Here is a 17,854-nt window from a genome sequence, read left to right on the forward strand (position 1 = left end):
AGCCCCAATCTGTCCTACATTAGCCCAAGCTCAGGTACCTCCCGGATTTTATTATCTTTGCCCACATGCCCAGAATTTTAGCATTTGATTATGGAACCAAGCGTATCGGACTAGCCGTTACAGACCCCCTGCAAATTATTGCAACAGGGCTCGATACCATACACCCCAAAGACGCTATAGAATATCTGAAAAAATATCTTTTAACAGAACAGGTAGAAGCCTTTGTTTTTGGCGATCCAAAGCAAATGGATGGTTCTCCTTCTGAGTCTGCTCAGCATGTAAAAGGCTTTGCCAGAACCTTAAAAAGAACCTTTCCTGATATCCCCCAACATTGGATTGATGAGCGGTTTACTTCTAAACTAGCCCATCAAGCAATTATGCAAAGCGGATTAAAAAAACAAGACCGGCAAAATAAAGAGCGCGTAGATACCATCTCGGCTACTATTATTTTGCAATATTTTATGGAACAGCACCGTTTATAGATTGCATTTATTAAAATTATATGAGCTTAATCAGCGATGACATGCAGCAGCTCTTGCTTAATTACTGTGAACCAGAAAGCGAGTTGCTGCAAAAAATAGATAGAGAGACCAATTTAAAAGTGCTGATGCCACGCATGCTTTCAGGCCATTATCAGGGACGGGTGCTTAGCTTTTTAAGTAAAATGGTAAGCCCTAAGCGAATTTTAGAAATCGGCACCTTTACCGGCTATGCCACCCTTTGCCTTGCTGAAGGATTAACAGAGACAGGAATTATTTATACACTGGATATAAATGAGGAGCTCGAAGACATGGTACGCCATAACTTTGCTCAATCTGACTATAACAGCAAAATAAAATACATTCTTGGCGATGCAACCCAAACTGTGAATTCATTGGAAGAAACCTTCGACCTTGTGTTTATTGATGCTGATAAGAAAAACAATGGCACTTACTATGATCTTGTTTTCAACAGAATCAGGCCTGGTKGGCTTATTATAGTGGATAATGTGCTATGGAGTGGAAAAGTACTGAACACCAATCAGGATAAAGACACTAAAAATATCACTACATTTAATGACAAAATTGCGGCAGATGACCGTGTAGAAAAACTCATTTTGCCTGTTAGAGATGGGTTATTTATCATCAGAAAAAAATAAGGTATGTTTAAATCATTACTGTTAGTTTGGCTTAGTGCTATCTCCATAACATTTAGTGTAGGCGCCCAAACCACAGCAGAATATATTGCAGAGCATGCTGAATATGCTCAAACACTGATGCGGGAACATAAAATACCTGCCAGTGTTATTCTTGCTGTTGCCATACACGAATCAGCATCTGGTACAAGTAAAATTGCCCGATACCTTAACAATCATTTCGGGATCAAAGGCGCGAACAGCAATACCGAAATCCGTTCATCCTATAAGGGTTATCCTTCTGTTCAGAAGTCTTATGATAGCTTTCTGGAATTCTTAAAAAGCCGATCGTCCTTTACTTCACTTTTCGAGAAATATGACCAGTTTGATTACAGAAACTGGGCCAGAGGTATACAGCGTGGTGGCTATGCCAGAAGCAGAACATGGGCATCACAGATCATTGGGATCATTAAAAAAAATGACCTTTCCCAATACGATGAACGGCCCGACGATTATGTTGAACCACCTGCACCTGTCGTTGCCACCAGATCCAGATCAGCAAAAACCTCAAGATCAACATATACGGTTAAAAGAGGCGATAGCCTGAATAAAATAGCAAAATTGAGGGGAACAACCGCAGCCTCACTAATGAAAAAAAATGGGTTAAAAGGCGCTGCACTTAAACCCGGACAAAAACTTAGACTATAATGAACAAAAGAATAATCATCCTGGCCTCCGCAGTGCTATTTTTTTCTGCCTGTAAAACAAAAAAGTACAGTCGCAACAATAAAGCAATCGAAAAAGCTGCAGACAAAGCAAACCCGGAATATAAATCGCGTACTACAGTAATGTATATCGATGAATTTAAAGGCGTAGCAATTGAAGAGATGAATAAATATGGCATTCCGGCAAGTATTACACTTGCCCAGGGCATTATTGAATCGGGAAGTGGGAATAGCAGTTTAGCAAAATATGCGAACAACCACTTTGGCATCAAATGTACTTCTGAATGGAAAGGAAAGGGATATTATAAAGACGACGATAAGGCTAATGACTGTTTTCGGGTTTATAAAGATGCCAGAGAATCTTACAGGGATCATTCTGAATTCTTAAGAAGAAAGCGTTACAGTGCTCTTTTTGAGCTTGATAAAAACGATTATAAAAACTGGGCTGTAGGTTTAAAACAAGCTGGCTATGCTACAAACCCTAAGTATCCGGATCTGCTGATAAATACTATCGAAAAGTATCAGTTATATTTTTATGATCTGCCAGAATCTGAGAATGAAAAACTAAAACGCGAAGACCGTGTTTTCTCAGAAATCAACGCGAACATCCCTCAGGAAAAGAAAAAATTCACCCCTGTGGCTACACCTCCTTCAAAACAAGTAATTAAAACTCCTGATACATTAAAAATAAGTACCCCTGCTGTAGTAATTAACACTCCTGATCCTGTTGGCTCAACAACCCTGGAGAATCCTTACACGGTAAAACAGGGAGACACCCTTTACAACATATCAAAACGCTTTAACATCTCAGTGGACGATATAAAAGCACTGAACAACCTTGCAGACACGGGCATTAAGATTGGGCAAAAGCTTGTGTTAGTTAAATAATGTTAATGTTTATTAAGCGCAGATAGTTATCTTGTAGTTTTGTATCTCCAATGAGATTTTTTAGCCTGTTATTACTCCTTTATTGCATTGCGCTTACTGCAACTGCCCAAACCAATACGGTAAAAGGCTTTGTGGTCGACAAAGATTCCAAACTCCGCCTGGCTAAAGTATACATCTACAACGCCAGCAAAGACGAAGGGATTTACAATACCCCAAAGGGCGAGTTTTCTATAAATGCTGCCGTAGGCGACACGCTGTATGCAGTATTGCAAGGTTATGCGGTCGATACGCTTATTCATAATGGTCAGAAAGCAGTGTACTTTCAATTGAAATCGCTAGGAATTAACTTACGTGAGGTATCTATTACCGGCCGAAAATATACTCCTAAAGAATCGCACGCCAATACATTAAAAGAGTATAAGTATGCGCTGGACAAGGGTAAAGCAAAAGATTTGCTTAATCTTGGATTGGGAGGCGCAGGTTTGGGTATTGATGCAATTTACAATCTGCTCAGCAGAGATGGTAAAAATGCCCGCCATCTTCAAAAAATACTTGAGCGGGATTACCATGAGGCGATTATAGATTATAGGTTTACGCCAGATTATGTTAAGAAGGTACTGCAATTAGGCGACTATGAAATGGAAGATTTTATGCAACAATACCGACCTACTTATCAATTCGTTTTAACCGCTTCAGATTATGCTTTTGTTGTATATTTAAGGAACAGCTATGCCAGCTATAAGCGGAATCCGGCTGCTTTTAGATTACAACCACTCCCTAAAATAAAAGTAGAAGAGTTTTGAGGCCCTTCTTTCTCATATTATCCAAACTACCGGCCAATGCAATGGCTATTTTCCCTTTCATCATTCTAAAAAACAAGACGCTAAAGGTTGATAAGGTATTAATTAATCATGAGCGGATACATTTTAGACAACAGCTTGAGTTGCTTATTCTTCCTTTTTATTTTTTGTATTTACTAATGTACCTGATCAATCTGATCAGATATAAAAATCATTATTTAGCTTATTTCAATATCCCTTTTGAAAAAGAAGCATACTGTTTTGATGCCGATCTATCGTATTTATCTCATAGAAAAGCATTTGCGTGGATTCGTTTCGTCAGTAAAAAACCATAGATAAGAGTAAGTTTTGCAATTAGTTTATTAATAAACTTTTAATAAGTCACATTTTTGTTTTTCTTTGTAGTAATGAAGAGTTTTAATATCTGCCTCTTGTTACTGTTTATCACCTCGTCAAGCCTGATCGCTCAGGAGATTGATACTGTGCCTATTGAAACCAAAGGCCTGGAGATAAAACTAAAGCGTAGTCCTTTACCATCAAGGACAGGAATACTGAACTATACACCTGTAAAAATTCCACCGGTAGTGATTGCCGAAAAAATCAACTATTGGAAGATAAGAACCTCTGTTGGGATTAACGTCAATCAAGGTAGTTTTTCAAACAACTGGAAAGCCGGGGGAGTAAACTCTCTTGCCGTTGGCGGGCTTGTTAACTATCGTGCTGAATATAGAAAAGAAGGCTACGGTTATATAAGTGAGGTAATGCTTGAGTATGGTAAAGTCAAAAACAAAGACCAGCTGCAAAAGAAAACAAGGGATAGGATTTTCTGGGATAATAAAGCAGATTTAAGATTATCTAAAAGCTGGTATTTCTTTGGGTCGGTTACGTTTGAGTCGCAGTTTGATAGAGGTTATGCCTATTATAGAGACGGTAACAACGAAGAGCAAGCCTCTCTTGTTTCTAAATTCATGTCCCCAGGATATTTAACCGAATCAATCGGTTTCGAATATAAGCCTGTTGGGTATTTTTCAACAAGGATTGGTACAGGTACTGCAAAACAGACATTTAAACTGGACACAACTGTCAATCAACAGTATAATGGAGGTAATTATGGTGTGGAACGCGGCAAAAACTTCAAGAACGAGCTCGCTTTTCAGATCGTAAGTAATTTTGACAAGCAAATATTTAAGAATGTAAATCTGAAAGCCAGATACCAAATGTTTATTCCGTACGACAGGCCCTTGGTACACGTTGATCATCGTTTAGATGTAGAGTTAAGATCTCAGATAAACAGATTAATGAATGTGACACTTACGGGCGTAGGATTATTTGATAAAGACTCCGATCCGGAGATTCAGGCGAGTCAGGCGCTAGCGCTAGGTGTGGCATTTACCTTCCCTCGTTAATATTCTACATAAAGATTACCGATATTGTTATCTGTATCATGCAAAATTAATAACTTTGCAATTCACAAAAAATTGAACACTAAGCATTAAAGAAAATGTTTGAAAATTTACAGGATAAGTTAGACCGTGCGTTTAAGGTTTTAAAAGGACAAGGAAGTATTACAGAGATCAACGTGGCCGAGACCATGAAAGAAATCCGTAAAGCCTTATTAGACGCCGACGTAAATTATAAAACAGCTAAAAGCTTTACCGATGAGGTAAAAGAGAAAGCATTAGGCTTAAATGTTCTTACAGCCGTTTCGCCAGGCCAGTTACTTACTAAGGTAATGAACGATGAACTTACCGCTTTAATGGGTGGCGAGGTAACGGAATTAGATTTAAAGAACAATCCTACTATTATACTTATTGCCGGGTTAAACGGTGCTGGTAAAACTACATTTACCGGTAAATTAGCCAACTTCCTTAAAAGTAAAGGCAAGAAACCACTATTGGTAGCTGGCGACGTATATCGCCCTGCTGCAGTAGATCAGTTGCAGATTTTAGGTGAGCAGATTGGAGTGCCTGTTTATTCGAACATTGCTTCTAAAGATCCCGTTGGCATAGCCTTAGAAGGTATTGCTGAAGGTAAAAAACAAAATAATAATGTAATCATTATAGATACGGCCGGTCGTTTAGCAATAGATGAGCAGATGATGGATGAGATCGCCGCCGTAAAAGCCAGTACTAAACCGCACGAAATCCTGTTTGTTGTTGATGCCATGACCGGGCAGGATGCGGTTAACACGGCAAAAGCATTTAACGATAGATTAGACTTTACCGGAGTTGTATTAACAAAATTAGACGGTGATACCCGCGGTGGTGCTGCACTATCAATTAAATCTGTAGTAAACAAGCCGATCAAATTTATTGGTACAGGCGAGAAAATGGAAGCTCTTGATGTATTCTATCCTGAAAGGATGGCTTCAAGGATCCTGGGCATGGGCGACGTAGTTTCCCTTGTTGAACGTGCACAACAGCAGTTCGACGAAAAAGAAGCTGCCGAACTTCAAAAGAAAATCCGTAAAAACAAGTTTGATTTTAACGACTTCTACAATCAGATCCAGCAGATCAAAAAAATGGGTAACATGAAAGACCTTATGGGCATGATACCTGGTGTTGGCAAAATGATGAAGAACGTGGATATTGAAGATGATGCATTCAAAAGCGTTGAGGCAGTAATTCAGTCGATGACCAAATTCGAACGCGAAAACCCTGATAGCATTCAGCAAAGCAGACGCTTACGTATTGCCAAAGGTTCGGGAACAAAAATCGAAGAGGTAACCAAACTGATCAAACAATTTGAAGATATGCGTAAGGTGATGAAGCAATTCTCTAACCCGGCCGCAGCTGCAAAAATGATGAGGAATATGCCAAAGATGCCTCAGGGCAAAATGTAATTTCAATAAATTTCACAAATTTCAGCCACTTAATGTCTAAATCAGTATCGTTTAGCAGTACAATATTGTATGCAAAATTATGCTCACCAAGACGTTTGGAAGCGCTATTTTCGGGGTTAATGCTTTAACCACTACCATAGAAGTAAGTATTGGAGGGGGAAACAGGCATCATATTGTTGATTTGCCCGACAATGCCATTAAAGAAAGTTTAAGATGGGCTGAAAGCGCTATTCAATCGGCTGGTTTAAAAGCCGAGGTAAAAGATTGGATTTAAAGGCTTGCTGCCCCCGGATAATTCAATGGAAGCAGCAATTGCAAGATAAATAATGCCGGACAAGTATTGATAAAGCAGGCAATGGAAAAGCTGGGACTATCCGCCCGGGCTTATGATCGTATCCTAAAAGTATCCAGAACTATTGCAGATCTGGCAGGATGCCAGGATGTTGAATTAGAGCACCTGGCAGAAGCAATACACTGTTGAAGCCTTGACCGCGACCGTTGGGCTGGTTAATCAAGCTCATCTTCCAGATCTTCTTCGTCTTCCTCTTCAGGAACGTAAGCCATAATCTCTCTGCCGATGTTGTTGATTTCTTCATCTATTTCAAAAACAGGAATAGCTGTTTCCGGATCAAGCTTTAACCATTGTAAATCGGTGTCTTTTTGTATGTGCACGTATTCTTTGCCGTCTTTAAAGATCACATAAGTATCATTTCCTTCTGGAAATACGGCATAATCTACATCTCCAATGCTAATGTCGAAGGGCTGTTGCATAGTTTTATTCTTTTTATTTCCGGATGCACTGTTAACGCAGCGTTGAGTAATTATAAAACTGCATTTTTCCGGTTCCGGTTATGTTAATTGTTTTTGTTTCATTATTGCCATTAGCCCCTTTTAAATCAAGCGTAATGGTATTATCTCCTTTTTTTAAAGGAATTCTTGCATATCTGATCTCACTAGGCAAGGTTTGCCAGTTTCGGGTATCTGCTTTCTCCGAAAGCAAACTATACAACTGCATTCCAAAACCCAACCCCTCAAGTAAAGAATTGTCTTTGCCGTCCTTTCCATTTCCCTTAGCACTGGCTTTAAGTACATATTCTGCACTTTTCTTTACCGCCAAACGGGTAAGCACTTTCCCCATCTCCTTTGCAAAACGTTGATCAAGTGTTTTAACCGCAAGCTGATTAATATCTTCTGCCTTTTCAAAGTTTATGGTCGACAGCCCGTCAGTAATAGTCGCGCTTGTAAAATAAGGCTGCTGAGCAACGTATTTAGGATATGTAGCCCTAAGGCTATTAACTGAGTTTAAATTAATGTCACCACTTCCATAGGCCGTATTATAGGGAATAAACAAGGTGCCTGCTAAATTGGTAAATACCAAATCTCCATTAGATCCTCTGATAAGGGAAAAAATAAACTCTTCCTGTTGCTTAACAGGTGCCAATCCATTTTCCCAAAAGAGAATAAGCGTTCCTCCTTCTGATGATGGCTCTGGTTGATATTTTAAGTTAAACAGTTCCTCAAACCGGGTTAATTCAGCCTTAAAACCATTTGCATCCGCCATTCTAAGTACATCCAACTGAAGCTCTTTAGGCAGGGTCGTGCCGTAATACGTTTTGTCGGGGCTTTTCAAATAAACCTCCGCAGCATTTCGGTAGGCTATAAAAGCATTGTTAACGTCTCCATCGCTTTCATAAATAAGGCCTTGAAGCATTAATGAAAATGCGTCCTTAGAATACCTGCTCTCTTTATCATTAAACTTGTCGCCTTGTTCCTGCGATTGCAAAGTAATTCTTCGGGCCTCAACTATGGCGTCTTCGGTTTTATGCAGATACAGGTAATTAAGCGCTTTATAATAATGGATCATAAACTTTTCAAAGTCTTCTCCTTTATAAGCCTGTGTCATGGGATTTACAAGAGTACCCACCACCGCATCCATAGCACCGCCAATTCCATTTTCCAATAGCTGGTCGGCCTCATTAAAGTAACGGTTGCTATTTTCATAATCACCAATCAAGTGGCTCGATTTCCCTTTCTCCATTAAAAACAGCAGCTTATTCCGCGGTTTCTGAAGTAAGCGGTTCTTATCAAGCTCCTTAACTGCCTCATTGTAATTTCCAGTCGCGATTTGTTTATAATAACCTGCGATTTTCTCATTATAAGAGGCACAGCTAAAAAGAAAAAGCATCAATCCTAAAAGAACTGATGCCTTAAGCTTATTCTTACTATTATTTGTCATACTGTTATTTTAGCCGGATCAGCATCCTGCTAGTTCTTAACGTATTTAGCAATTTTCTTGTCGCCTATCCATACAACCTCATTGGTCTGTATGTCTGTAAGCTCCAGGTTTACCTGATAATAAACTACTTTTTTGCGTTTATGTGAATCCACAATAGAATTGATTGACCCTTGCAAAATATAGTCGGCGCCATTTTCCAATCCGAATTTCTTCATGGTAGAAACAGAAGCATTATCTTGTTGGTCGGCTTTCTCTGCACGCAGCTCTTCTCTTTTCTTACCCCCTTGCACTAAACGAACACGCTCACTTTGAACAAATGCCTGTTCAACATCTTTCACAAATGTTTCTGCGTCTATATGTTCATGACTTTTGTTTTGAACAAGACCAACAACCACTACAGGTTTTTTACCTGCTTTAGCTTCAAGATGTGTAGACAGCCATTTGGCTCCCAAAACACTTTGGGTMATTTCCTGAGCAACCATTCTCGAATCTGTATTGTTCCAGTTTCCGCTAACATCAACAGTATCTGTAGTGTTAATTCTTGTTACTTGTCTGGAGCATGAAGAGATCATTATACCAGAAACTGCAATGGCAGCAAGGGTTAATATTTTTTTTAACTGCATTTTATTAAATATGATTGTATGTAAATGTTGTATTTTTAGTTACCATCCCCAGCCCGTTCCGTAATAGCCCCAATGGCTGTTATAACGGCGGCCCCATCCGAAATTTAACGATGGGTAGTAATAAGAGTTCCCATAATAGGGATAGCTGTACAAGCTGCTCTCATAATTGCGCTCACGACGAAGTTTACGACGTTCTTCTCTTGCTTCGTACCAATCGTATGCTTTATAGGTATTTTGAACAGTAGTTCCCTGATCTCTGGTTAAAGAGTCGGACACGTTCATGTATTTAGCTCTTGCCACTTCGTATCTGGGGTTTTGATCCTGAACCAGGCTGGCTTGTTGTCCATAGCTATATGTAACTCCGGCTATTAAGCCTGCAATAATCATCAAAGTCCTTTTCATAATATAAAGGTTTAACTAAAAGCAAAATTACTTAATATTTTTATTGATTTGTTTATAGTTTTACAATCCAAATGTCAATAATCGAGTTAAAAAATGTTAAATCTTAAGGCCCTTTAATTGTTCAATGAATTCAATGAATTTTGAACTTGAATAGTTGGCTGCCCCAGACTCATTATAAGATAGCCTACCTTGCTTATCAAAAACAATTGTTGTAGGCAATGCTCCTTTAAAAAGATTTTCCGGAATATTGCTTGCTACAGAATAAACCGGCATTTGATAACTTCTCTTGTCCATATACTGTTGAGCTTTAGCTAAGTCGCTGTCAGCATCTACCATTATAAATACAACATCCTTATCATTCTTGTATTGTTCATAAAGCTTGTTGATAGATGGCATTTCTGCCAGGCACGGAGGGCACCAGGTAGCCCAGAAATTAATAAAAATTACTTTGCCCTTTAATGAGCCGAGGTCTGTAACCTTCCCGGTCTTGTCTTCGAACTTAATTCCCGACAAATCTGCCGGAGGTGTTCCCTTTGCTATTGGTGCTGTTTTAGGTTTGAACAACCCGATTTCCATTAAGCCCTGCATTAGAAATGCCTTGGCCGAAGGAACAAATAAAATCACCAGAAACAATGCTATAAAGACCGCATTAACAATATTTTTCTTCGTCATCATCTCTTTCATAGCCAGGCAAAGTTACGCGTTTAAAAATAAACGCTAAAAATCCAGCTTAAGTCTTACGCCTGTGCCTATTAATCGCAAATTCTCTTTAGAAACCTCTTTCATTGGAACTTTCATAAAAGGTTCTATTGATACGGCTTTATTTTTAGATATCTTTTGTTTATAGCCAAATGAAAAATTATAGAATCCGATATACCTTCCATCTTTAATTTCAGAATCCTGTGCTGGTTCTACTACCCTTTCATTTACGGCAAATGTCTTAAGCTCCGCCAATCCATCACCACCAGAACTTACAGCACGCTCTACCAATTTTTCCTGAATGTAACTGTTGCTCTGTTTCTGATTAATTACGGCAAATGCAGATACTCCAACATTGGCATACAGGTTTTTACTTAAACGGTACTTCAGTTCAAGCGGAATATCTATACCGGTTACCTTAGCCTCTATTGATTCTAAATTTTTACTTTCGCCAGCAATAGCGGTACTTACAGGAGCAGGCAGGCTTCTTGATGCGGCCATTTCGCTATATGATACGCCGGAGTTTAAGGAGATTTTGTCTGATAAAGCATATCCCATACTTACCCCATAACCCATGTTGAGTTTTTTTGTATTTCCAAATGATGGCGAAACAACAAGTCCCATTTCCCATTTGTCTTCTTTTCGGGGAGCCGATGATTTTGCCAGCACTTCTCCCTGATTCTTTTTGGTTTCATTGTTTAGAAACTCCTGGAAAAGAGTGGTTTTATTTTCCGTTGCTATTGGTTTCGTTTCTGTTTTAACAATCTCTTGCTTAGTATCTGGAACGCGAACCGAAGGTACAACAACGGGATTGGATTTTTCAGCAATTGCTTCTGTAGAGGAGGCCGAAAGGGTATTTAAAGGCTCTTGAGCAGCGGTATAAACAGATATATTATTGCTTTCTCTTACCGCAGCTAATTGCTCATGTTCCTTCTCCACTATCGGCAAATCTGCTTCTTGTACAATGTTCTCTTCAATTTTTACAGAAGGGGCAGGTGTTTCCTTTTGCTTATGTTGTACGTTTTGTACAGGCAATACATCTGTTGTTTTGTTGGTGAAAAGTATAATTGCTGCACCGGCAATAAGTATTACTGCCGCCGCGCTGCTTAAGCGCCACAACCATAATACTTTTGCATTCCTTTTCCCTTCAATTTGATTGAAGTTTTCCCATGAGCCCGGAACATACTCCTCCTCATGCCCTGTCAGACTTTCCTTTATATGAGCTATTAACTCATCTTCAGATCCTTTCATATGTTCAATTGGTTGCATATGAATTAATTAATGTTTTAGAATACAGGTCCCTCAACTTATTCTTGGCTCGTGTAAGGTATACCCTGCTTGAGCTCTCTGGAATGTTCAACATTTTCGATATCTCATCGTGCGAAAAACCTTCAATTTCATACATATTAAAAATAAGCCGGTGTGTTTCCGGCAATTGATTAAGCAGCTTTAAAATGTCTTGCACATTTAATTGCGACACAGCATTGACTTGTGTAAGCGGTTGCTGATCCTCACTAATATCATCAACATACAAGTATGTCCTTTTTGTTCTTAAAAAATCTATTGCTGTTCTTGATGAAATTCTTGCTATCCAGCCCTTAAAGGCCTTTTGTAATTCGGTGTTATCTTTTGGAAAACTAAATTGCGTTATTCCTTTAAAAATCTTTATAAAACTGTCATTTACAAGCTCTTCCGAGTCATTTCTATCGTTAACATAACGCAAAACAACGCCCATTAAATAGCCATAGAATGATTTATAGATCATCTCTTTACTCTTGTTGTCATTCTTCAAACACCCCGCTATAATATCCTCAAGCCCGAGCATTCTTCTTCAGCACAATTAAGAATTCTTCTTATAATCATATCATATAGCGTACAGCAAACCAAATAAATTTAATTTAAGCCGACTTAAATTGCAGGCCGGCTTATTAAATCTTATTGTTAGTGAGTAAAAATAGCTGCTCCAACCTTCATTTCTTCTGTTGTAGCTGCCTTAAGTCCTTTTACCCAAATGGTATAAACTTTTCCGTTCTCAATTTTTTGATCAGCCAACGTTGCAACATCAGCACCGGCAGCGTCTTTAACTTTGAATGATACTTTATCACCAGCATCAACACTTTCAAAGTTACTATATTCTTTAAATTGTTTATTAGTAGCTACTGGCACATCTTTTCCAACTATCGATAAACTTAATGCAGGAGCGTCAGGGCTAAGGTTTATGAAACGAAGTTTCGCTTTACCGGCACCTGGCATGGTAACAGAATCTTTAACCAACAAGAACTTTACTTTATCAAATGAATCGATAATGAAAAGTGAATATGCCTTTTGATCGGCTAATTTTAATTTTTCTGTTAAAACGCTGGTAGAAGATCCTTTTTTGGTGATTTTTACGTCTCTCTCTCCTGAATAAATTTGCTTATAGTCAATTCTGTTGGTGTAAGCAAAATCATCGTTGTTTACCTTGGTATCTCCAATATAAAAATCTAATTTTTCAGTAGTTGGAGAAGCATGGATAACATCCATAGCAGATATCGGTTGTGGTGTATAGTCTATCTTATCCTTTGAACAAGACACCAATACTGCTGAGATGGTAACCGCAGCAATAAGTGTTTTCGATATCGCTTTAAATTTGTTTGAAATTTCCATAATGTACTATCTTTTTAAGGGTTGTTTTTTACGATTAATAAACTAAATGGTTAATGGCCATTAACACTTTTTTTCACTAAAACGACTCTGACCGTCAAAACGCTACACCAGCCTTAAAAATAAATATCCCGCTATGAAAAATTCATGGCGGGATATAAATACATTATAGATTTAAAAGCCTAGATCAGCTCAACGCTTCTGCTTACAAAAGCTGTTAATTCTGCTCCTGTTAACATTCCCTGAGCAAGCAAAGCTAAATCCACCGCTTGTTTAGCAAGCAGGCTCTGTTCTTCCTCGTTATCTGTTTTAAGGATCTTTCCAATCAATTTATGGTTTCCGTTAATAGCAACCTTATAACTGTCGGGCATATTGCCATAGAAGCCCATTCCGCCACCCATTTGTGCCATGTCCTTCATACGACGCATAAACTCATCCATAGTTACCGTAACAGGTAATTCATCCGGATTTAAGCCCACCACCTCTACGTGCATGCCTGGTTTCGTTATTGCTTTTTCAAAAATGCTCGACACCGTTTTACTTTGTTCCTCAGTAAGCACAGACTCAATAGCATCGCCTTTTTCAATTAATTTATCAGCTACGCTCGAATCTACACGCTTTAAAGCAGTTTTTTCAAGCTTTTGCTCCAGGTGACTAACAAAGTGATTATCAATAGCAGAATTCATCAACAACACATCGTAATCCTTTTTGTTGGCCGATTGAATAAAGCTATCTTGTTTTGAAGGGTCGTTTGAGTAGATATAAACTACCTGTCCGTTTTTATCAGTTTGGAAATCTTTAACTTTTTCACGATACTCATCAAGCGTAAAGTTTTCGTTCTTGGTGTTTGTAAGTAATGCAAAATCTTTTGCTTTGTCATTAAATTTCTCTTCACTTACCATTCCGTATTTTACGAACAGACCAATATCTCCCCACTTTTCTTCATATCCTTTACGGTCTTTGTTAAACAGCTCCTGAAGTTTATCAGCAACTTTTTTAGTGATATAGCTGTTGATTTTTTTAACATTACTATCTGCCTGTAAAAAGCTTCTTGAAACGTTCAAAGGAATATCAGGTGAGTCAATAACACCATGTAATAACATCAAGAACTCCGGCACAATATCTTTTACCTCATCGGTAATAAATACCTGGCGCGAAAACAACTTGATCTTATTGCGCTGCATATCAAAATCATTTTTCACTTTAGGGAAATACAATACTCCGGTTAAGTTAAAAGGATAATCTACATTCAAATGGATCCAGAACAATGGATCTTCAGAGAATGGATATAATTGCTTGTAAAATGCAAGATAGTCTTCGTCTGACAAATCTGCAGGCGCCTTAGTCCAGATCGGATTGGTTGTATTGATAATATTATCAACCTCAACTCCTATAGTTTTTGGTTTTCCTTCTTCATCTTCACCATCTGGCTCCTGAACTGTTTTTGTTCCAAACTTAATGGGTACAGGTAAAAATTTGCCATACTTATCAAGAATCTCTTCTATTTTGTGATTGTCTAAAAACTCCTCAGACTCTGCATTTATGTGGAGGATAATTTCAGTGCCGCGTGTTGTTTTGCTGCCTGCAGTAATTTCAAACTCGGTACTGCCATCGCAAACCCATCTTGCCGGCTCTGCGCCTTCCTGATAAGAAAGTGTTTGGATCTCTACCAAATCAGATACCATAAAGGCCGAATAAAAGCCTAAACCAAACTTACCAATGATCTCATTAGCATCTTTGGCGTCTTTAAATTTCTCTACAAACTCACTTGCTCCCGAAAACGCGACCTGATTGATGTATTTTTTGATCTCTTCGGCAGTCATCCCCAAACCATTATCGGTAATGGTAATGGTCTTCTTTTCTTTGTCAACAGCAACCTCTACTAAAGGGTTACCCAGCTCTCCGCTATACTGACCAAGGGCTGCTAAGCGTTTAATTTTTTGTACCGCATCAACGGCATTTGAAACAAGTTCTCTTAAAAAGATCTCGTTATCGGAATACAGGAATTTCTTGATGATTGGGAAAATGTTCTCCGTGTGAATGGATATCGTTCCTTTTTCTTCTATGCTCATATGTTAACTCATTTTTAAGTACATAGGCTCACTATCAATGGATGTTCCAAATTACTTTTTGTTGTCAAATTGACAGTAAGTAACATTTACACGACATCTTTTTTGTATACTTGAGTATCCTATGATCAACATCTCAACCAATGAACATTGAATTTTTTAAAAAGCTTTTTGAAGAAGGCAGTATTTCCGAAGAATCATTCGAAAAGGTCAAAAATGCCTCCCGAACTACATTGTTTTCCTTGCATTGGGAGATAAAAACTTTACTTTACCTAGGTGTTATGCTGTTAAGTTCCGGCATGGGTATTCTCATCTATAAAAACATAGATACAATTGGCCATCAGGTCATTTTATTGATCATTGCTGCCATCAGTGGCGGATGTTTTTTTTATTGCTTCAAAAATAAGAAGCCCTTTAGCAAAGAATTGATAAAATCTCCGAACTCATTTTTTGATTATATCCTCCTTCTGGGCTGCCTTAGCTTTTTATCATTTGTTGGTTATTTGCAGTTCCAGTATACCGTATTTGGCACCAACTACGGAATGGCAACTTTCATCCCGATGGTTGCATTGTTTTATATTGCCTATGAGTTTGATCATCTGGGTATTTTAGCCATGGGAATTACCAATCTAGCCATTTGGATGGGCGTATCTGTAACCCCAAAGCAATTGCTGTTAAACGCTGATTTTAATAGTCAGACCGTTATATATACTTATCTGTTTCTAGGATTATTACTACTTCTTGCTGCCTACCTGAGCGTCTATTTTAACTTTAAAAAGCACTTCAGGTTTACTTACCAACATTTCGGTGTACACCTTTCCTTTATATCGCTATTAGCAGGCTACTTCTTTTATTATGATTCGGCCTTTTCATTTCTATTCATGGTTGCCATGTTTGCACTGGCCTTCTACATTTATAAAGATGCCATGAAACATCAGTCTTTCTACTTCTTGTTACTGGTTGTTATCTATACTTATATAGCCATTAGCACCCTCGTAGTAAGGGGGCTTTTCGCGATGAAAGATGATGCATCAATCACCCTTTCGTTTATGTATTTTATTGCCTCTGCAATTGGTATTATATTTCTATTAATTAACCTCAACAAGAAAATTAAAGCCGTATGATTATTTATAACAACATTTGGCTGGCTAATTTATTAATTAGAGAAGAAGCACAAAAGGCCCGTAAAGCAGAAGCAATAAGTATTAACGAGCAAAAGGAAATAGAGGATAAACATCCTGTAGGATTTTATTCTCCTAATATTTTTATCAGAATAGGTCTGTTTATTCTAACCTGCATCATTGTTTCCTTTTCCATTGGATTACTGATGCTTATGGTAAGCGACACGAATGTTATTGACAAATGGGGCTTTTCTTTTTTTGTGGGGATTCTTACTTACATCGCTCTCGAGCTAATGGTAAGAAAAAGCAATCATTTTAAATCAGGAGTTGATGATGCCTTAATGTGGATTTCAGGAGGACTGGTTTTAACTGCATTTATTATACTACAAGCAGATGTAAGCAATAATTTCCCTTATTCACGAATTTCATTCTTTTTATGTTTATTAGCACTGTTCTATGCTGTCCGCTTTACAGATATGTTAATGACAGCAATAGGCCTTTTAGCGCTTATTGCCACTATCTTTTTCGTTTGGAAAGACCTTTTTTCATGGGGAATGGCAACCATGCCCTTTTTAATGATGATCGTCTGTTCAGGAATTTATTTTTTATCCAAACGGAGTATCGGAAAAAAAGCTAGCCTCTATTACACCAGCTGTTTATATGTAGTTCAAATTGTAAGTTTGCTTGTTTTATATCTGGCAGGAAATTATTACGTGGTACAATCGCTTAGCCCTGCTAGCGAAGGCATATACAATAGCGCAGAACCGGCTCCTGTTCCCTTTGGATTTTTCTTCTGGGCATGGACTATCCTTATCCCTTTTATTTATTTAGGGCTTGGAATAAAAAACAAAGACGTAATCATATTACGAACAGGCCTGATCCTAGTAGCGGCAGCAGCATTTACTTTCAGAAACTACTACCATCTCATGCCAATTGAAGGTGCGCTTAGCATTGTCGGGATCATCCTGTTGGGGATTTGTTATATGGTAATGAAATACCTTAAAACACCTAAACACGGCTTTACCTATGAAGATTTAGAAGACGGGAATTTTATGGACAAGCTAAAAGTAGAATCACTCATTGTATCTGAAACTTTCTCTGGCACCCAGCCTCAGGGCGAAAATACCAGATTTGGTGGTGGAGACTTTGGAGGTGGTGGCGCCAGTGGTAATTTCTAAAGAAATCGTTATCTTGAGCTAACTTAATGCTTTAAGAATGAACTCTTCCAAATTAAAAGCAATGCAAACCATACATCTTGCATTCTGCCTGGCCATCGTTTTAATGGCAGCCACCTCGTATCTAACCGTTAAAGATCGTCTTTACCTGGATGCTGATTTGAATCAGAATGATATATTCTTCCCGCTATTCCCTTTGATTGGTCTTGTTTCAATTGCATTAGGGCAGTTCCTGTTCAAAAAGCAATTATCTAATCTTCATGGACTTTCTGCAGATGACAAGATCAATAAATATCAAGTGGCTTTTTTAATGCGCACAGCTCTATTCGAACTTCCGGCACTGTTAAATATTGTTGGGTTTCTGGTAAGTGGCAACATTGTGTTTCTGATTGCCGGAGTGGTTTTCTTTATGCTCCTGTTATCAGCAAGGCCAAACAAACAGGCTATTATTGAGGTCCTAAACCTGAACTATCCGGACACAGAAAAATTATAATCGCATGATATATTTCTCTGTATC

Annotated in this window: 20 protein-coding genes and 1 pseudogene; 12 read left to right on the forward strand and 9 right to left on the reverse strand. The window is 38.3% G+C overall.

Going from position 1 to position 17,854, the window contains the following annotated elements; all coding sequences use genetic code 11:
* The first annotated feature begins 65 nt into the window (after window positions 1–65).
* The 9 genes and pseudogenes from ruvX to AC1DDK_RS10355 form a co-directional block, all read left to right on the forward strand.
* Window positions 66–482, forward strand: a complete 417-nt coding sequence (gene ruvX / locus AC1DDK_RS10315) for a Holliday junction resolvase RuvX (protein WP_337717105.1) — start codon at window positions 66–68, stop codon at window positions 480–482.
* A 20-nt stretch (window positions 483–502) separates the two neighbouring features.
* Complete coding sequence (locus AC1DDK_RS10320) at window positions 503–1,138, forward strand: O-methyltransferase (protein ID WP_477633882.1); 636 nt, start codon at window positions 503–505, stop codon at window positions 1,136–1,138.
* Window positions 1,139–1,141: 3 nt separating this feature from the next.
* Window positions 1,142–1,822: a glucosaminidase domain-containing protein gene (locus AC1DDK_RS10325; RefSeq protein WP_288881390.1), complete on the forward strand. Its 681-nt coding sequence runs from the start codon at window positions 1,142–1,144 to the stop codon at window positions 1,820–1,822.
* Complete coding sequence (locus tag AC1DDK_RS10330) at window positions 1,822–2,727, forward strand: glucosaminidase domain-containing protein (protein WP_337717101.1); 906 nt, start codon at window positions 1,822–1,824, stop codon at window positions 2,725–2,727. The genes AC1DDK_RS10325 and AC1DDK_RS10330 overlap by 1 nt, the downstream gene beginning before the upstream one ends.
* Before the next feature lie 50 nt (window positions 2,728–2,777).
* Window positions 2,778–3,530, forward strand: a complete 753-nt coding sequence (locus AC1DDK_RS10335) for a hypothetical protein (RefSeq protein WP_172662388.1) — start codon at window positions 2,778–2,780, stop codon at window positions 3,528–3,530.
* A 404-nt stretch (window positions 3,531–3,934) separates the two neighbouring features.
* Window positions 3,935–4,933 carry a DUF3078 domain-containing protein gene (locus AC1DDK_RS10340; RefSeq protein ID WP_172662386.1) on the forward strand — a complete coding sequence of 333 codons (999 nt, stop codon included), beginning with the start codon at window positions 3,935–3,937 and terminating at the stop codon, window positions 4,931–4,933.
* 95 nt (window positions 4,934–5,028) lie between these two features.
* Complete coding sequence (gene ffh / locus AC1DDK_RS10345) at window positions 5,029–6,369, forward strand: signal recognition particle protein (protein ID WP_172662385.1); 1,341 nt, start codon at window positions 5,029–5,031, stop codon at window positions 6,367–6,369.
* Between the two features lie 79 nt (window positions 6,370–6,448).
* Complete coding sequence (locus AC1DDK_RS10350) at window positions 6,449–6,643, forward strand: hypothetical protein (protein WP_337717099.1); 195 nt, start codon at window positions 6,449–6,451, stop codon at window positions 6,641–6,643.
* Between the two features lie 39 nt (window positions 6,644–6,682).
* Window positions 6,683–6,850: pseudogene (locus AC1DDK_RS10355) on the forward strand (magnesium chelatase subunit ChlI family protein); the annotation flags it as partial.
* Window positions 6,851–6,876: 26 nt separating this feature from the next.
* On the opposite strand, the gene AC1DDK_RS10360 reads toward AC1DDK_RS10355, so the two are convergent.
* The 9 genes from AC1DDK_RS10360 to htpG all read right to left on the reverse strand — a co-directional run bounded on the left by AC1DDK_RS10360 (window position 6,877) and on the right by htpG (window position 15,044).
* Window positions 6,877–7,140 (reverse strand): hypothetical protein, encoded by a 264-nt coding sequence (locus AC1DDK_RS10360; protein ID WP_337717097.1) that lies wholly within the window; start codon window positions 7,138–7,140, stop codon window positions 6,877–6,879.
* Window positions 7,141–7,171: 31 nt separating this feature from the next.
* Window positions 7,172–8,605 carry a COG3014 family protein gene (locus AC1DDK_RS10365; RefSeq protein WP_337717096.1) on the reverse strand — a complete coding sequence of 478 codons (1,434 nt, stop codon included), beginning with the start codon at window positions 8,603–8,605 and terminating at the stop codon, window positions 7,172–7,174.
* Between the two features lie 29 nt (window positions 8,606–8,634).
* Window positions 8,635–9,228 (reverse strand): penicillin-binding protein activator LpoB, encoded by a 594-nt coding sequence (locus AC1DDK_RS10370; RefSeq protein ID WP_477633883.1) that lies wholly within the window; start codon window positions 9,226–9,228, stop codon window positions 8,635–8,637.
* A 39-nt stretch (window positions 9,229–9,267) separates the two neighbouring features.
* Window positions 9,268–9,630, reverse strand: coding sequence for a hypothetical protein (locus AC1DDK_RS10375; protein ID WP_337717091.1), 363 nt, complete (start codon window positions 9,628–9,630; stop codon window positions 9,268–9,270).
* Between the two features lie 96 nt (window positions 9,631–9,726).
* A complete protein-coding gene (locus AC1DDK_RS10380; protein WP_172662379.1) occupies window positions 9,727–10,314 on the reverse strand; it encodes a TlpA family protein disulfide reductase in 588 nt (195 codons plus the stop codon).
* A gap of 33 nt (window positions 10,315–10,347) precedes the next feature.
* Entirely contained in the window at window positions 10,348–11,598 is a 1,251-nt protein-coding gene (locus AC1DDK_RS10385; protein WP_172662378.1) for a porin family protein, read from the reverse strand.
* On the reverse strand, window positions 11,585–12,121 hold the full coding sequence (locus AC1DDK_RS10390) for an RNA polymerase sigma factor (RefSeq protein ID WP_235207316.1): 537 nt from the start codon (window positions 12,119–12,121) through the stop codon (window positions 11,585–11,587). The genes AC1DDK_RS10385 and AC1DDK_RS10390 overlap by 14 nt, the downstream gene beginning before the upstream one ends.
* A gap of 149 nt (window positions 12,122–12,270) precedes the next feature.
* On the reverse strand, window positions 12,271–12,975 hold the full coding sequence (locus tag AC1DDK_RS10395) for a DUF4397 domain-containing protein (protein ID WP_172662377.1): 705 nt from the start codon (window positions 12,973–12,975) through the stop codon (window positions 12,271–12,273).
* Between the two features lie 179 nt (window positions 12,976–13,154).
* Entirely contained in the window at window positions 13,155–15,044 is a 1,890-nt protein-coding gene (htpG, locus tag AC1DDK_RS10400; protein ID WP_337717089.1) for a molecular chaperone HtpG, read from the reverse strand.
* Between the two features lie 140 nt (window positions 15,045–15,184).
* Here htpG and AC1DDK_RS10405 point away from each other — a divergent pair, with 140 nt between their 5' ends.
* The 3 genes from AC1DDK_RS10405 to AC1DDK_RS10415 are packed head-to-tail and all read left to right on the forward strand — an operon-like array spanning window position 15,185 to window position 17,830.
* Entirely contained in the window at window positions 15,185–16,165 is a 981-nt protein-coding gene (locus AC1DDK_RS10405) for a DUF2157 domain-containing protein (protein WP_337717087.1), read from the forward strand.
* The gene (locus AC1DDK_RS10410) at window positions 16,162–17,340 is read left to right on the forward strand and encodes a hypothetical protein (RefSeq protein WP_172662375.1); all 1,179 of its coding nucleotides are present in this window, start codon (window positions 16,162–16,164) and stop codon (window positions 17,338–17,340) included. The genes AC1DDK_RS10405 and AC1DDK_RS10410 overlap by 4 nt, the downstream gene beginning before the upstream one ends.
* A gap of 37 nt (window positions 17,341–17,377) precedes the next feature.
* A complete protein-coding gene (locus AC1DDK_RS10415; RefSeq protein ID WP_172662374.1) occupies window positions 17,378–17,830 on the forward strand; it encodes a hypothetical protein in 453 nt (150 codons plus the stop codon).
* Window positions 17,831–17,854: the final 24 nt, after the last annotated feature.

It is taken from the genome of Pedobacter sp. 05T44 (assembly GCF_056395985.1).

Excerpts from the sequence above, each read along its gene's own strand:
- ruvX (WP_337717105.1), top strand. The coding sequence starts at position 66 with ATGCCCAGAATTTTAGCATTTGATTATGGAACCAAGCGTATCGGACTA.
- AC1DDK_RS10325 (WP_288881390.1), top strand. The coding sequence starts at position 1,142 with ATGTTTAAATCATTACTGTTAGTTTGGCTTAGTGCTATCTCCATAACA.
- AC1DDK_RS10330 (WP_337717101.1), top strand. The coding sequence starts at position 1,822 with ATGAACAAAAGAATAATCATCCTGGCCTCCGCAGTGCTATTTTTTTCT.
- AC1DDK_RS10335 (WP_172662388.1), top strand. The coding sequence starts at position 2,778 with ATGAGATTTTTTAGCCTGTTATTACTCCTTTATTGCATTGCGCTTACT.
- AC1DDK_RS10340 (WP_172662386.1), top strand. The coding sequence starts at position 3,935 with ATGAAGAGTTTTAATATCTGCCTCTTGTTACTGTTTATCACCTCGTCA.
- ffh (WP_172662385.1), top strand. The coding sequence starts at position 5,029 with ATGTTTGAAAATTTACAGGATAAGTTAGACCGTGCGTTTAAGGTTTTA.
- AC1DDK_RS10350 (WP_337717099.1), top strand. The coding sequence starts at position 6,449 with ATGCTCACCAAGACGTTTGGAAGCGCTATTTTCGGGGTTAATGCTTTA.
- AC1DDK_RS10360 (WP_337717097.1), bottom strand. The coding sequence starts at position 7,140 with ATGCAACAGCCCTTCGACATTAGCATTGGAGATGTAGATTATGCCGTA.
- AC1DDK_RS10365 (WP_337717096.1), bottom strand. The coding sequence starts at position 8,605 with ATGACAAATAATAGTAAGAATAAGCTTAAGGCATCAGTTCTTTTAGGA.
- AC1DDK_RS10375 (WP_337717091.1), bottom strand. The coding sequence starts at position 9,630 with ATGAAAAGGACTTTGATGATTATTGCAGGCTTAATAGCCGGAGTTACA.
- AC1DDK_RS10380 (WP_172662379.1), bottom strand. The coding sequence starts at position 10,314 with ATGAAAGAGATGATGACGAAGAAAAATATTGTTAATGCGGTCTTTATA.
- AC1DDK_RS10385 (WP_172662378.1), bottom strand. The coding sequence starts at position 11,598 with ATGCAACCAATTGAACATATGAAAGGATCTGAAGATGAGTTAATAGCT.
- AC1DDK_RS10395 (WP_172662377.1), bottom strand. The coding sequence starts at position 12,975 with ATGGAAATTTCAAACAAATTTAAAGCGATATCGAAAACACTTATTGCT.
- htpG (WP_337717089.1), bottom strand. The coding sequence starts at position 15,044 with ATGAGCATAGAAGAAAAAGGAACGATATCCATTCACACGGAGAACATT.
- AC1DDK_RS10405 (WP_337717087.1), top strand. The coding sequence starts at position 15,185 with ATGAACATTGAATTTTTTAAAAAGCTTTTTGAAGAAGGCAGTATTTCC.
- AC1DDK_RS10410 (WP_172662375.1), top strand. The coding sequence starts at position 16,162 with ATGATTATTTATAACAACATTTGGCTGGCTAATTTATTAATTAGAGAA.
- AC1DDK_RS10415 (WP_172662374.1), top strand. The coding sequence starts at position 17,378 with ATGAACTCTTCCAAATTAAAAGCAATGCAAACCATACATCTTGCATTC.